Source organism: Agromyces sp. NPDC058104, assembly GCF_042884835.1.
Taxonomy (GTDB): Bacteria; Actinomycetota; Actinomycetes; order Actinomycetales; family Microbacteriaceae; genus Agromyces.
In genome coordinates, this window is sequence record NZ_JBHVTD010000004.1 from 67386 (window position 1) to 81806 (window position 14421).

Genomic DNA, 14421 nt, shown 5'->3' on the forward strand with positions numbered 1-14421 from the left:
CCGGCGGCGGCCGGATGGGGCGGCCGCCGGCCCCGATGGTCATTCGCCGGCGACCGGCGGTGCGACCTCGTCCGCGTCGATCGTGTCGACGAGCTCGGGGATCCAGGCGCCGCCGTCCTGGACGAGCTTCGCCTGGTACATCGGCTGGATCATGGCGTGGTCCTCGGCGCGGACGGTGATCTCGCCCTTCACCGAGTCGAACGTCCACCCCTCGAGGGCATCGATCATGCCGTCGACGGTGTCGCCGCCCTCGCGCACGGCCTGCACGATCATCTGCGCCGCGACGAAGCCGTCGGGCGAGAACAGGTCAGGCGTGGCGCCCGCGGCCTCGAGGTGCTCGATCATCGCGGCCTCGACGTCGGTGCCGGCCGCTCCGCCGAAGTAGTGGTTGAGGAACGAGATGTCGGCGGACGCCTCGCCGTACGCGCCGTACGTGGCGACGTCGCCGAGGCCGGTGACGACCGGGACGGCGTCGAAGACGCCCTGCTGCGAGAGCGCGGTCCACATCGCCCCGGAGGAGGCGCCGGCCCAGGCCACGAACACGAGGTCGGGCGCCGCGCTGATGAGCTGCTGCGCGAACGGCGTGAACTCGGTGGCGTCCTCGGCGACGAGCACGCCCTCGACGGCCGCCCCCTTGCTGCCGAGCACGGCCTGCACGCCGGCGAGGTTGCCCTGGCCGAAGGCGTTGTCCTGCGCGAAGACGACGACCTTCTTCCCCGCGGGGTCGCCGATGAAGGTGCCGGCGGTCGCGACGTCCTGGTAGGTCTGGCGACCGGAGCGGAAGGTGTACTCGTTGACGCCGGTGATGGCGTCGGCGGCGGCGGGGCCGGAGATGTAGAGGATCTGGTTCTGCGCGGCCTGCTCGGCGAGCGCGGTCGCGATGCCCGACGCTGCGGTCCCCGCGAGGATCTGGTAGCCCTGCCCGATGAAGTCCTTCGCCTTGGCGACGGCGGTGTCGGGGTTGCCCTGGTCGTCGGCCCACTCGATCTCGAGCTCGCGGCCGTCGACGGCGCCGGTGCCGTCGGTCGCATAGTCGAGGCCGGCCTCGAAGCCGGCGGTGTAGGCCTCGCCGTAGGCGGCGAGCGGGCCGGTCTGCGAGGTCAGCATGGCGACCTTCACCGGAGCGCCGGCGTCGCTCGCCGCGGGATCGGCGCCCGCGGTCGGCGCGCAGCCGACGAGAGCGAGGGAAGCGGCGGCGATGACGGCCGTCGCGAGGTACTTCTTCGTAGCCCGCATGGGTTCTGCCTCTCAACAGTGAATGGCTGGGAATGTGATGCTTCTCGGGAGAACCTGACATCTGGTTCAGGTCTCAGGAAAGTACAATAGGCTGCGAAGCGCAACGCTCGCAACCCGTACGAAGGAGTCCAGGAGACATGAGCATCCCCGACGTCGTCATCATCGCGGGGGCCCGCACCCCGTTCGCCCGCATCAACGGCAACCTCGCCGGGCAGAGCGCGGTCGAACTCGGCACGGTCGCCATCCGCGGGGCCCTCGCGAAGGCCGGCGTCTCCCCCGACGACGTCGACGCCGTGATCATGGGTCAGGTCCTCCAGGCGGGCGCGGGCCAGAACCCCGCCAAGCAGTCCGCCGTCGCCGCCGGCATCCCGTGGCGGGTGCCCGCGACCACCCTCAACAAGGTCTGCCTGTCGGGCCTCGTGGCGATCACCGACGCCGCGCGGCTCATCCGCCTCGGCGAGGCCGACGTCGTCGTCGCCGGCGGCCAGGAGTCGATGACGAACGCGCCCCACCTCCTGCCGGGCTCGCGGGCCGGGCACGTCTACGGCAGCGTCGAGCTCCTCGACCACGCCGCCCACGACGGCCTCACCGACGCCTTCGACCGCGAGTCGATGGGCGCCTCGACCGAGCGCTTCAACGGCCGCTACGGCATCGGCCGCACCGAACAGGACGAAGTGGCCGCCGCCTCCCACGTGCGCGCCGGCGCCGCGCAGGCCGACGGCGTCTTCGCCGACGAGATCGTGCCCGTCGAGATCCCGCAGCGCAAGGGCGACCCCGTCGTCGTCACCGACGACCAGGGGGTGCGCCCCGATTCGACGGTCGAGGTGCTCGCGAAGCTCCGCCCCGCGTTCAGCGCCGAGGGCACGATCACCGCGGGCAACTCCTCCCCCCTCTCCGACGGCGCCGCGGCGGTCGTCGTCGCGAGCCGCGAATGGGCGGAGTCGCGCGGGCTGCCCTGGCTCGCGCTCGTCGGCGCCGCCGGCCAGGTCGCGGGCCCCGACAACTCGCTGCACTCGCAGCCCTCCAACGCCATCGCGGCGGCCCTCGAGAAGGGCGGGCTCGAGGCATCCGCCCTCGATGTCGTCGAGATCAACGAGGCCTTCGCCGCCGTCTCGCTGCAGTCGGCGCGCGACCTCGATCTCGACCTCGAGCGCGTCAACGCGCACGGCGGCGCCATCGCGCTCGGCCACCCGATCGGCGCCTCCGGCGCGCGCCTCGCCCTGCACGCGGCCCTCGAGCTCGCGCGCCGCGGCAGCGGCAACGCGGCGGTCGCCCTCTGCGGCGGCGGCGGCCAGGGCGAGGCGCTCCTGCTCAGCCGCTGACCCCGGCCGGGGATGCCGCGGCGCCTCGCCGAGGCATCCCCTCGCCCAGCACCGTTTCAGGAGAACGTACGCCGCTCAGGACGTTCTCTGCGGAATCGTCCTGACGAGCGCGCGAAATCCTGAAACGATATGCGCATGACGACGTCAGCGCACCCGCCGCTCGACCACCGCCTCCGCCGGATGGTCGGGCGCGACCCGAGCGAGTCGCACCGCCCGGCCACGCCACTCGAGCTGCTCTTCGACCTCACCTTCGTCGTGGCGTTCAGCCAGGCGGGCACGCAGGCGGCGCACCTGCTCGAGCTCGGGCACTTCGGCTCGGCGATCATCGCCTTCTCGCTCGCGGTGTTCGCGATCTGCTGGGCGTGGATCAACTACACGTGGCTCGCGAGCGCGTACGACAACGACGACGTCTACGTGCGCGTCGCGACCATGGTGCAGATGGTCGGCGTACTCGTGATGGCCCTCGGCATGCCCGAGTTCTTCCACTCGATCGACGGCGGCGAGCACGTCGACAACGCCGTCATCATCGCGGGCTACGTGATCATGCGCCTCTCGACGATCGCCCTCTGGCTGCGCATCGCCCGGCACGACCCGGCGTCGCGCCGCACCGCGCTCCGCTACGCCGGCTACCTCGGCGTCGTGCAGCTCGCGTGGATCGTGCTCATCATCGTGAACCTGCCGTTCGCGCTCACGCTCTGGATCTGGGTGCTGCTCGGACTCTGCGAGATGGCGATCCCGCCGCTGGCCGAACGGCGCGGCGGCACGACGCCGTGGCATCCCCATCACATCGCCGAGCGCTACGGGCTGCTCGTCATCATCACCCTCGGCGAGGTCGTGCTCGGCACGATCCTCGCGATCTCCGCGGTCGTCGAGGAGGAGCACTGGTCGATCGACGCCGGCCTCGTCGCGCTCGGCGGCACCCTGCTCGCGTTCGGCCTGTGGTGGACCTATTTCACGATGCCGTCGGGCAAGCTCCTCGCCCGGTTCCGCCGCCGCTCGTACGTGTGGGGCTACGGGCACATGATCGTGTTCGGCTCGCTCGCGGCGACGGGGGCGGGTCTGCACGTCGCGGCGAACGCGATCACCGACGAGGCGCACATCGACGACGTCGCCGCCCTCGGCACGGTCGTCGTGCCCGTCGCGATCTTCCTCACGGCGCTGTTCACGCTCTACAGCTTCCTGATGGCCCGCTTCGACCCGTTCCACATCGGGCTCTTCATCGGCAGCCTCGCCGTGCTCGCGCTCGCGATCGTGGCGGTCGCGGCGGGCGCGAGCCTGCCCGTCGGCATCGTCGTCGCCGCCTGCTCGCCGATCGTCGTCGTGGTCGGCTACGAGACCGTCGGGCACCGGCATCAGAAGGCCGCGCTCGACGAGATCCTGCGCTGAGCGCACGGCACGACGCGGATGCCCCGGCACTCGGCCGGGGCATCCGCATTCGCTGCTCGGGGTCAGGCGTTCGGCCGGTTCGCGCGCAGCACCTCGAGACGGGCGCGGTACTCGGTCTCGTCGATGTCGCCGTTCGCGAAGCGCTGGCCGAGGGTCTGCTCGGCACTCGCGCCCCTCGCCCACGGAGGGCCGTATCCCTCGGGGCCGCCGTTCGCCCAGTACCGGCGGCGGTTGCGGCTCACGAGGAAGACGATGAGCCCGATGACGAGGAACCAGAAGATCGGGATGAGGAAGAAGGCCCATCCGAATCCGGCGGCCCAGGGGCCGGCGTGGGTGGCCGCGGTGGCGGCGAGGGTCGTGAACATGGGGTGCTCCCGGATGATTCGTGCGGTCGCGTCTCGACCGTCGAATCGAGTCTCGCGAGCACGGCGCCGCGGCGAATCCGCCCGGCGGAGGCACTTCGCCTGCTCCCCCGGGAGCAGGCCGGCCGCGGGCGCCGCTCGGGCCGGGAGCGCCCTCAGGGCCGACCGGTCTCGCCCTGCCAGCCGGGCGCGACGAGGCCCGACTCGTAGGCCACGACGACGAGGTGCACCCGGTCGCGGGCGTGCAGCTTCTGCATGATCCGCGAGACGTGGGTCTTCGCCGTGAGCGGGCTCAGCACGAGCCGACCCGCGATCTCCTCGTTCGTGAGCCCGAGGCCGACGAGTCGCAGCACCTCGCGCTCCCGCTCGGTGAGGGCGGCGAGTGCGGCCTCGTCGGGGGCGTCGCGGAGGCCGGTCGCCATCCGCTCGAGCAGGCGCTTGGTGACCCCTGGCGAGAGCAGCGCCTCGCCGGCGGCGACGACGCGCACCGCCCGCAGCAGGTCGACGGGCTCGGTGTCCTTCACGAGGAACCCGGCCGCACCGGCGCGCACGGCCCGCGCGACGTACTCGTCGAGTTCGAACGTCGTGACGATGACGACGTGGACGCCCGCGAGCGCCGGATCGGCGGCGATCTGCTCGGTCGCCCAGAGGCCGTCGCCGCCCGGCATGCGGATGTCCATGAGCACCACGTCGACCGGGCGCTCGCGCACGAGGGCGAGCAGCTCCTCGCCGGTGGATGCCTCGCCGACGACCTCGAGGTCGTCCTCGGCGTCGAGCAGCGCACGGAAGCCCGCCCGCACGAGCAGCTGGTCGTCGGCCAACGCGATCCGGATCATACGGCGTCGCTCCACGGGAGCCGCGCCGTCACGCGGGTGCCGCCGAGGGAGGACCCGCCGAGCTCGACCGAGCCGCCGAGGAGGGCGGCGCGCTCCCGCATGCCGAGCACCCCGCGACCCTCCGACGCGGCGTCGGCGCCGTCGACCGCGAACCCGCGTCCGTCGTCGTCGATCGTGACGACGAGCTCGTCGCCAGGGCGCTCGAGCACGACGGCGGCACGACTCGCCCCGGCGTGCCGCACGACGTTCGTGAGCGCCTCCTGCACGATGCGGTACGCGGCGAACTGCACCGCTCGCCCGGGCGGCGCCGCGAGCCGGTCGTCGAGCTCGACCGCGAATCCCGGTGCCGCGATCCCGCGTACGAGCCGTGGGAGCTCGGCGAGCTCGGCCTGCGGGACGAGCGGCGCCTCGCCGTCGCGGATGACGCCGAGCACGCTCCGCACCTCCTCCAGGGCGGTCTTCGAGGTCTCCTTGATGTGCACGAGCGCGGTGCGCGCCTGTTCGGCATCGCGATCCATGAGGTGGAGGCCGACGCTCGCCTGCACGTTGATCTGCGAGAGGGCGTGGCCGATGACGTCGTGGAGCTCGCGCGCGATGCGCACCCGTTCGCGCTCCTCGGCCGTCTGCCTGCGCCGCATCGCCTCGGCCCGCGCGGCGGCGAACCGCGCGCGGCGCGTGCGCGCGAACCAGCCGATGCCGAAGCACACGGCGAGCGCGAGCGTCGTGAAGGCGATGCGCAGCGGCGACCACGAGACCCCGACGAGGGGCCCGACGACGACCGCGACGAGCCACGCGGCGATGACCGACGCCGCGGCCCAGACCACCGCCCCGCGCGCCACGGCGAGCGCGATCGCGAAGAGCAGCGCGACGTACGGCGGACCGATGTCGGGCGCGAGGAGGAAGTCGGCGAGCGCCGCGAGCGCGACGACGGCGACCGTGGGGCCGGGATACCGGCGCGAGCCGAGGAGTGCGAGCGGGCCCGCCGCGGCGAGCGCGAACTGCGCGAGCCCGGCGGGCAGGCCGACCTCGTGCCAGATCGCCACGCCGATCGCGGCCGGCACCTGCACGAGCAGGCTGATCACGACGGGGGCGAGCAGCACGAACGCGGCTGGCGGGCGGCGGCGCTCGTCGCCGTCGGGTCCGACCCAGCTCGGCGGCCCCGCCCACGGCGGGCCGCCCCTCCAGCCGGGCTCGGGGCTGCGTCGATCGGGCACGGTCCGATCGTAGACCCGGCGCGCGGCGCGGCCGTCGCCCCGGCGTCGACTCATCGCCTACTCCCCCGGGAGTACGGAACCGCCGTCGGCATCAGAGCAGCGAGACCGGCTTCACGATGTCGGCGTAGATGAGCAGTGCGCTCATCGCACCGAAGATCACGACCACGCCGAGCGTGATCGGCATGAGCTTCGCGAGGTCGACGGGACCCGGGTCGGGTCGCCGGAAGAGCTTCGCGAACCCGCGCCGGATCGCCTCCCACAACGCCCCCGCGATGTGGCCGCCGTCGAGCGGCAGCAGCGGGATGAGGTTGAACACGAACAGCGCGACGTTGAGCGCCGCGAGGAGACCCACCATGCTCGCGGCCTTCGACGCGAGCGGGATCTCGTCGAGGCTCGCGATCTCGCCGGCGACGCGGCCGACGCCGACGACCGACATCGGGCCGTTCGGGTCGCGCTCCTCGGGTCCGAAGGCGGCGTTCGCGACGTCGACCATGCGCTGGGGCAGGTTGAAGATGATGCCGGTGACGCCGCTGATCTGCTGACCGACCGCGGGGAGCACCGCCGTCACGGGCTGCGGCACGGTCTCGGTCGCGGCACCGATGCCGACGAAGCCGGCCTGCACGGTGCGGGGTTCGCCCGAGGCATCCGTGACGACCTGGCCCTGCTCGTCGAGCACGTAGCGTTCGCTCAGCATCGGCGTGACCGTGAGCGCGACCTCCTCGCCGTCGCGGACGACGACGAACTCGACGGGCTCCTCCGCGTGCTCGCGGATGATCGCGGTCGACTCGGCCCAGCTGTCGATGGGCTCGCCCGCGACCGAGACGATGCGGTCGCCGGGCTCGATGCCGGCCGCCGCGCCGGGGGCGGCGGGGTCGCCCGGCTCGCACGTCTGGCGCTCGCTCGTGGCCGGCAGCGCGCACGCCGAGACCGAGCCGACCGTGGTCGAGGCCTGCGCCGTGCCGAAGCCCATGAGCAGCACCCCGAAGAGCACGACCGCGAGCAGCAGGTTCATGAACGGGCCGCCGAACATGATGATGATGCGCTTCCACACCGGGAGCCGGTAGAACGCCCGATCCTCGTCGCCCGCGCCGATCGACTCCGCGCTCGAGTCGCGCGCGTCCTGCACGAGGCCGCGGAAGAACCCCGTCGAGTCCTCGTGGGCCCGCTCGCCCTTGGCCGGCGGGAACATGCCGATCATCGCGATGTAGCCGCCGAGCGGGATCGCCTTCAGGCCGTACTCGGTCTCGCCCTTCCGGCGCGACCAGATCGTCGGGCCGAAGCCGATCATGTACTGCGTCACCTTGACGCGGAAGAGCTTCGCCGGAACGAGATGGCCGACCTCGTGCAGGCCGATCGAGACGGCGAGGCCGATCACAATGATGGCGACGCCGATCACGAATGCGAGCACGGAATCCACGTCGGACAGCGTACTGCCGCTCGCTCGGTGCGCGCTGGGTGCCGGCTATCGATCGGCTGAGCGCCGGGCGATGCGCGCGTCGGCGGCGCGACGGGCGCCCGACTCGGCCGCGGCGAGCGAATCGAGGGTCACGGCCCCGGATGCCTCGTGCTGCTCGACCACGTCGCGCACCGTGTCGACGATGTCGAGGAACCCGATGCGGCCCGCGTGGAACGCCGCGACCGCCTGCTCGTTGGCGGCGTTGAACACCGCGGGGTACTCGCCGCCCGCGCGGCCGACCTGCTTGGCGAGCGCCACCGCGGGGAACGCGGCCTCGTCGAGCGGCTCGAAGGTCCAGCTCTGCGCCCGCGTCCAGTCGAGCGGCCGGCCCGCGGCGGCGACCCGGTTCGGCCAGTCGAGGCCGAGCGAGATCGGCAGCCGCATGTCGGGCGGCGAGGCCTGGGCGATCGTCGAGCCGTCGACGAACTCGACCATCGAGTGCACGATCGACTGCGGGTGCACGACGACGTCGATGCGGTCGTAGTCGACGTCGAAGAGCAGGTGCGCCTCGATGACCTCGAGGCCCTTGTTCACGAGGGTCGCCGAGTTCGTCGTGACGACGAGGCCCATGTCCCACGTGGGGTGCGCGAGCGCCTCGGCGGGCGTCACGGCCTCGAGCGAGGCGCGGCTGCGGCCCCTGAACGGCCCGCCCGACGCGGTCAGCACGAGCCGGCGCACCTCGTCGTCGGTGCCGGAGCGCAGTGCTTGGGCGATCGCCGAGTGCTCGGAGTCGACGGGAACGATCTGCCCGGGCTTCGCGAGGCGGGTGACGAGGTCGCCGCCGACGATCAGCGACTCCTTGTTCGCGAGCGCGAGGGTCGTGCCGCGCTCGAGCGTCGCGAGCGTGGGGCCGAGGCCGACCGAGCCCGTGATGCCGTTCAGCACGACGTCGGCGTCGACGCTCTGCACGAGCTGCACGGCCTCGTCGATGCCGACGGCCGTGTGCTCGACGCCGAACTCCGCCGCCTGCTCGTCGAGGAGGGCGCGGTTCGAGCCGACGGCGAGGCCGACGACCTCGAACCGCCTCGAGTTCGCACGGATGACGTCGAGGGCCTGCGTGCCGATCGAACCGGATGAGCCGAGGATGATGACGTTGCGCACGAGTCCACTGTATGGCGCGGAGCGCCGCGGCATCCGGTCAGCCGAGCACTGCGACCGAGGCGACGACCGCGCCGGGCACGGCGAGGTCGTGGAACCGGACGCCGCGCCACCCGGGGCCGAACTCGGGCACGGTGCGCTCGATGCGTCCGATGCCCTCGTCGTCGCCCGGCATCGTGAGCGCGAGGGTCGAGGGCTCGGTGAACTCGGTGTGGCCGATCGCCCGCAGGAGCGCCGACTTGCGCGCCCACAGCATCGCCCGCGCCCGGGCCCGCTCGGGCGGGTCGAGCGCGGCGAGCGCGGCCCGCTCGCTCGCGTGGAGCGCTGCCTCGTCGACGCCCTCGAGGGCGGCGGCGCTCACGAGCTCGACGCCGACGCCCACCCGTCGCCGCGTCGCGGCCGCGGCGACGACGAGCTCGCCGGCGGCGCCCGCATCGACGAACCAGGGCGCGCCGGACGGCGTCGTCGGGTAGCCCACGGTCGGGCGCCCGTGGCGGCCGCCGCACGTCTCGCAGGACTGCACGAGCTCGACGTCGTCGGCCGGCACCCCGGACCCCGCGGCGACCAGGCGCCGCAGCAACTGCTCCGGTCCGGGGCCGGCGCCGCGGCGGCCGCGCGCCGCCGTCACCACGCGGGCGTCCCCGCCCGGCAACTCGACGATCTCGCCGTCGACGACCGCATCCATGACCCCAATCCTCCCCCATCGGGCCCGTCCGAGGCAGGCCGTGGATATTCCGCCCGTCGCATACCGGGGCTCGTAGGGTCGGAAGGTGAGTGAGATCGAGGCCGACGCCGTTCCCGCCCCCGCGGTCAAGCGGGGACCCGCCTACCGCATCTTCCGCGGCATGCTGAAGCCGATCGCCCTCCTCGTCTACCGGCCCACGATCACCGGCCGCGAGAACGTCCCGAAGCGCGGACCGGTCATCCTCGCCTCGAACCACCTGTCGTTCGTCGACAGCGTCGTGATCCCGCTCGCCTCCCCGCGACCCGTGCAGTTCCTCGCGAAGTCCAGCTACTTCACCGGCACCGGGTTCTCCGGCTGGCTCTCGCGCACCTTCTTCGGCGCGATCGGCGCCGTGCCCGTCGAACGCGGCGCCGGGGCTGCGGCGCAGGAGGCCCTCGAGGCCGGCCGTCGCATCCTCGAGCAGTCGGAGGCCTTCGCCCTCTACCCCGAGGGCACCCGCTCGACCGACGGGCGCCTCTACCGCGGCCGTACCGGCGTGGCTTGGCTCGCCCTCACCACCGGCGCGACGGTCGTGCCCGTCGGACTCGTCGGCACCCAGGAGATCCAGCCGATCGGCGCGAAGGTGCCGCGGGTGCGCCCCGTCACGGTGCGGTTCGGCGAGCCGCTCGACCTCAGCCACCACGGCCCGGCCACGAGCGGACGCGCTCGTCGCGCCGCGACCGACGAGATCATGGCCGCGATCCACGCCCTGACCGGGCAGGAGCTCGCCGGGCAGTACAACGAGGTGCCGCCGCAGGGCGCGCTCGCCCGGCTCGCCGACAAGGTCGTTCCGCGCGAGCGGGTGTGACCCGGCTCCCAGCGGGCGCCGAGGGGCACCCGCTATGGTCGCTTCGATGACTCCCGCGAAGCTCGCCGCCGCCGCCGCGTTCGCGACGGCCGCGCTCCTCGCCCTCGCCGCCTGCGCACCCGTATCACCCGGTCCGTCCGCCGAGGGCGCGCAGTGGCAGGGCGGCGCCGCCGTGCGCGCCGTCCCGACCCCCGAGTTCGAGATCCCCTCGGCGACCGCGGAGTTCGACCCCGGGCTCATCGTCAGCGACGACGCCTTCTACGACGCGAGCGCCATGAACGCCGCCGAGATCCAGCGCTTCCTCGAGGGCCTCGACTGCCGCCCGGCCGACGACGTGCCGTGCCTCGCCGACTACCGGCAGACGACCGAGACGCAGCCCGCCGTCGGCGGTCGCCACTGCGCCGCCTACGAGGGCGGCACCCGCGAACGGGCGAGCCGCATCATCCAGAAGGTCTCCGAGGCCTGCGGCATCAGCCCCCGCACCCTGCTCGTCCTCCTGCAGAAGGAGCAGTCGCTGCTCACCCGGCCGAGCGAGTCGGGCTACCTGCGGGCGACGGGGTACGGCTGCCCCGACACCGCCGACTGCGACACGAAGTACTTCGGCTTCTTCAACCAGGTGTACAACGCGGCCTGGCAGTTCCGGCAGTACACCGAGGAGCCGAAGCGCGCCTACCGCATCGGCACCGTCGACGTGCAGTTCCACCCCGACGCCGCGTGCGGGGCGACCAAGGTGACGATCCGCAACCAGGCCACGGCGAACCTCTACAACTACACGCCCTACCAGCCGAGCGCGGCGACGCTCGCCGCTCCCGAGACCGGCGACGACTGCTCGGCGTTCGGCAACCTCAACTTCTGGCGCCTCTGGCACCGCTGGTTCGGCGACCCGCAGTCCGAGCGCTACCCCGGGTTCCTGCCCGAGTGCAGCCGCCTCGTGGGCGGCCACACCTGCCCGCCCGGGCCGACCCTCCCCGCCCGCCCGGGCGCCTGAGTCAGTCCTCGCCGAGGACGACGACGGTCGCCTCGTGGCGGACCGGGAACGCGACCGAGGCGGCGATGAAGCACTTCTCGGATGCCTCGGCGTGGAGCTCCGCGGCGAGCCCGGCCATCGAGGCGTCGGCGACCACGACCGTGGGGCGCAGCACGACCTCGGTGAACGCGCCGCCGCCGCGGCCGTCCTCGACCATGGTGCCGCTCGCCGCATCGGCGTAGCCGCGCACGATCACCCCGTGGTTCGTGGCGACGTGCAGGTACGAGAGCATGTGGCACTGCGCGAGCGCCGCGATGAGCAGCTCCTCGGGATTCCAGCGCTCGCGGTCGCCGTGGAAGGTCCGGTCGCTCGACCCCTGGATGTCGTGCTCCTTGCCCGCCGCACGCACGACGTGCCTGCGACGATAGTCGCGGTATCCGCTCGTCCCGGTGCCCTGATCGCCCTGCCAGTCGATCGCGACCTCGTAGTGGTGCGTGCCGAGCATCGCGCAGCCTCCTCCTCGGTGCCGACGCCGAGCGGTTCCCGGCACCGTGCACCCTCCGATTCTGCCCGCTCCCGGGGGCCAGCGGCCCGGCGGCGACGGGCCCGGCGGCGATAAGGTGGAGGCACCATGACTGACTCCCAGATTTCCGCCCGGCCCGCCGCGCCCGCGTACTCCGTGCCGCAGGAGCGCAAGATCGTCACCGCCGTTCCCGGCCCCAAATCCCAGGCGCTCCAGGCCCGACGCCTCGAGGTCGTCTCGGGCGGCGTCTCGAGCGCCCTGCCCGTCTTCATCGAGCGCGCGAACGGCGCCATCCTCGTCGACGTCGACGGCAACCGGTTCATCGACTTCGGCGCCGGCATCGGCGTCACCACGATCGGCCACACCGACGCCCGCGTCGTCCAGGCGGCGACCGAGCAGCTCGGCGACGTCATCCACACCCTGTTCACCGTGACGCCCTACGAGGAGTACGTGCGCGTCGCCGAGCTCCTCGCCGAGCGCACGCCCGGCAACTGGAAGAAGAAGTCGGTGCTCGTGAACTCGGGCGCCGAGGCCGTCGAGAACGGTGTGAAGATCGCGCGCAAGCACACCGGCCGTCGCGCCGTCGCCGTGCTCGACCACGCGTACCACGGCCGCACGAACCTCACGATGGCGATGAACTACAAGGCGATGCCCTACGGCACCGGCTTCGGCCCCTTCGCCGGCGACGTCTACCACGCGCCGAGCTCGTACCCCTACCGCGACGGCCTCTCCGGCGTCGACGCCGCGGCCCGCACGATCGCCTACCTCGAGAAGGTCGTCGGCGCGAGCGACCTCGCCTGCCTGGTCGTCGAGCCCATCCAGGGCGAGGGCGGCTTCATGGTGCCCGCCGACGGCTTCCTGCCGACGCTGCAGGCCTGGTGCACCGAGCAGGGCGTCGTCATGATCGCCGACGAGATCCAGTCGGGCTTCGCCCGCACCGGCAAGTTCTTCGCGAGCGAGCACTTCGGGTGGGAGCCCGACCTCGTGCTGAGCGCCAAGGGCATCGCCGGGGGCTTGCCGCTCGCGGCCGTCACCGGCCGCGCCGAGATCATGGACGCCGCCCACGCGGGCGGCCTCGGCGGCACCTTCGGCGGCAACCCCGTGGCGTGCGCTGCGGCGATCGCCGTGTTCGAGTCCATCGAGGAGCACGACCTCCTCGCCGAGGGCCGGCGCATCGAGACGGCGCTGCGCTCGGGGCTCGAGCGGCTCGCCGAGCGCTACGACGTCATCGGCGAGATCCGCGGCAAGGGCGCGATGATCGCGATCGAGCTCGTCCAGCCCGGCACCGGCAGCACGACCAAGGCTCCGAACCCCGAGGCCGTCTCCGCGCTCGTCGCCTACGCCGCGCAGCAGGGCGTCCTCTTCCTCAGCGCCGGCACTTACGGCAACGTGCTGCGGTTCCTGCCGAGCCTCGCGATGAGCGATGAGCTCATCGACGACGGCCTGCGCGTGCTCGACGACGGCCTCGCGGCCCTCGGCTGAGCCGTGGCCGAGACGTTCTCCGTCGAAGACTCCGTCCAGCTCGCAGTGGTCGAACGAAGTGGTTTCATCGAGTCCAGGCACGCCGGTTCCGCCGTCGTGCTCTCCCCCGAGGGCGAGGTCGTGCGCGCGCTCGGCGACGTCGCGACGCCCGTCTTCCCGCGTTCGGCTCTGAAGCCGTTCCAGGCCGTCGCGGTGATGACGAGCGGCGTCACCCTGCGCGGCGAGGACGCGGCGATCGCGATGGCGAGCCACTCGGGCACCGCCGCGCACGTCGCGCTCGTCGACGGCCTCCTCGGCCGCGTCGGCCTCTCCGACGCCGCGCTCGGATGCCCCGCCACGGCCCCCGGCGATCGTGTGGCCCGCGACGAGCTCATCCGCCGCGGCGGCCCGAAGCGGCGCGGCTACATGACCTGCTCGGGCAAGCACGCGGCGATGCTCAACGCCTGCGTCGCGAACGAGTGGCCCGTCGAGGGCTACCTCGACCCCGAGCACCCGCTGCAGAAGCGCATCCTCGACGTGCTCGAGCGGCTGACCGGCGAGCGCCCCGCCGCCTCGGCGATCGACGGCTGCGGCGCTCCGGTGCACGCGATCACGCTCACGGCGCTCGCGCGCGGCATCCACAAGATCACGACGGCGCAGGCCGGCTCGCCCTTCGCGCTCTACCGCGAGTCCGCGGCGCTCACCGCCGCGGCGCGCGAGCACGGGTGGGCGGTCGCCGGTCCCGGCCAGCCCGACACCGTCGCGATCGACCGCCTCGGCGTCTTCGCGAAGTTCGGCGCCGAGGGCGTCATGGTGATGTCGGCACCCGACGGCACGACGACCGCCCTCAAGGTGCTCGACGGCTCCTCGCGCGCCTCGACCATCATCGGGCTGCGCCTGCTCGCCGCAGCCGGCGCGCTCGACGACGGCGCGATCGATGCGGTGCAGACCGAGCTCGACCTCTGGGTCATGGGCGGAGAGCACCGCGTCGGCGAGATCCGCGCCACGGTCTGAGCGGTCCACCCACG

14 protein-coding genes are annotated in these 14421 nt (G+C 73.0%); 6 read left to right on the forward strand and 8 right to left on the reverse strand.

Annotated features, from left to right (window positions below):
- Positions 1-39 precede the first annotated feature (39 nt).
- Positions 40-1236 carry a substrate-binding domain-containing protein gene (locus ACFVTH_RS17775; protein WP_387093836.1) on the reverse strand — a complete coding sequence of 399 codons (1197 nt, stop codon included), beginning with the start codon at positions 1234-1236 and terminating at the stop codon, positions 40-42.
- A gap of 137 nt (positions 1237-1373) precedes the next feature.
- Here ACFVTH_RS17775 and ACFVTH_RS17780 point away from each other — a divergent pair, with 137 nt between their 5' ends.
- Both ACFVTH_RS17780 and ACFVTH_RS17785 read left to right on the forward strand, forming a co-directional pair.
- Positions 1374-2558 carry an acetyl-CoA C-acetyltransferase gene (locus tag ACFVTH_RS17780; protein WP_387093839.1) on the forward strand — a complete coding sequence of 395 codons (1185 nt, stop codon included), beginning with the start codon at positions 1374-1376 and terminating at the stop codon, positions 2556-2558.
- Between the two features lie 135 nt (positions 2559-2693).
- Positions 2694-3944, forward strand: a complete 1251-nt coding sequence (locus tag ACFVTH_RS17785) for a low temperature requirement protein A (protein ID WP_387093841.1) — start codon at positions 2694-2696, stop codon at positions 3942-3944.
- 62 nt (positions 3945-4006) lie between these two features.
- Here ACFVTH_RS17785 and ACFVTH_RS17790 read toward each other — a convergent pair whose 3' ends face one another.
- From ACFVTH_RS17790 to ACFVTH_RS17815, 6 genes are all read right to left on the reverse strand, one after another.
- Positions 4007-4309 carry an SHOCT domain-containing protein gene (locus ACFVTH_RS17790; protein ID WP_387093844.1) on the reverse strand — a complete coding sequence of 101 codons (303 nt, stop codon included), beginning with the start codon at positions 4307-4309 and terminating at the stop codon, positions 4007-4009.
- Between the two features lie 152 nt (positions 4310-4461).
- Positions 4462-5142 carry a response regulator gene (locus ACFVTH_RS17795; protein WP_387093846.1) on the reverse strand — a complete coding sequence of 227 codons (681 nt, stop codon included), beginning with the start codon at positions 5140-5142 and terminating at the stop codon, positions 4462-4464.
- Positions 5139-6356 (reverse strand): sensor histidine kinase, encoded by a 1218-nt coding sequence (locus ACFVTH_RS17800; protein ID WP_387093848.1) that lies wholly within the window; start codon positions 6354-6356, stop codon positions 5139-5141. Before ACFVTH_RS17800 ends, ACFVTH_RS17795 begins: the two co-directional genes overlap by 4 nt.
- A gap of 91 nt (positions 6357-6447) precedes the next feature.
- Positions 6448-7773, reverse strand: coding sequence for a M50 family metallopeptidase (locus tag ACFVTH_RS17805; RefSeq protein WP_387093851.1), 1326 nt, complete (start codon positions 7771-7773; stop codon positions 6448-6450).
- A gap of 45 nt (positions 7774-7818) precedes the next feature.
- Entirely contained in the window at positions 7819-8913 is a 1095-nt protein-coding gene (dxr, locus tag ACFVTH_RS17810) for a 1-deoxy-D-xylulose-5-phosphate reductoisomerase (RefSeq protein WP_387093853.1), read from the reverse strand.
- A gap of 37 nt (positions 8914-8950) precedes the next feature.
- On the reverse strand, positions 8951-9595 hold the full coding sequence (locus tag ACFVTH_RS17815; RefSeq protein WP_387093856.1) for a 4'-phosphopantetheinyl transferase family protein: 645 nt from the start codon (positions 9593-9595) through the stop codon (positions 8951-8953).
- Between the two features lie 85 nt (positions 9596-9680).
- On the opposite strand from ACFVTH_RS17815, the gene ACFVTH_RS17820 reads away from it, so the two are divergent.
- Positions 9681-10442 (forward strand): lysophospholipid acyltransferase family protein, encoded by a 762-nt coding sequence (locus ACFVTH_RS17820; protein WP_386941968.1) that lies wholly within the window; start codon positions 9681-9683, stop codon positions 10440-10442.
- 46 nt (positions 10443-10488) lie between these two features.
- The gene (locus ACFVTH_RS17825) at positions 10489-11430 is read left to right on the forward strand and encodes a hypothetical protein (RefSeq protein WP_387093858.1); all 942 of its coding nucleotides are present in this window, start codon (positions 10489-10491) and stop codon (positions 11428-11430) included.
- Between the two features lies 1 nt (position 11431).
- On the opposite strand, the gene ACFVTH_RS17830 is transcribed toward ACFVTH_RS17825, so the two are convergent.
- Positions 11432-11914 (reverse strand): OsmC family protein, encoded by a 483-nt coding sequence (locus ACFVTH_RS17830; protein WP_387093861.1) that lies wholly within the window; start codon positions 11912-11914, stop codon positions 11432-11434.
- 126 nt (positions 11915-12040) lie between these two features.
- Between ACFVTH_RS17830 and gabT the strand changes: the two genes are divergently transcribed.
- Positions 12041-13414: a 4-aminobutyrate--2-oxoglutarate transaminase gene (gene gabT / locus ACFVTH_RS17835; RefSeq protein WP_387093864.1), complete on the forward strand. Its 1374-nt coding sequence runs from the start codon at positions 12041-12043 to the stop codon at positions 13412-13414.
- A gap of 3 nt (positions 13415-13417) precedes the next feature.
- Positions 13418-14407: an asparaginase gene (locus ACFVTH_RS17840; RefSeq protein ID WP_387093867.1), complete on the forward strand. Its 990-nt coding sequence runs from the start codon at positions 13418-13420 to the stop codon at positions 14405-14407.
- Positions 14408-14421 lie beyond the last annotated feature (14 nt).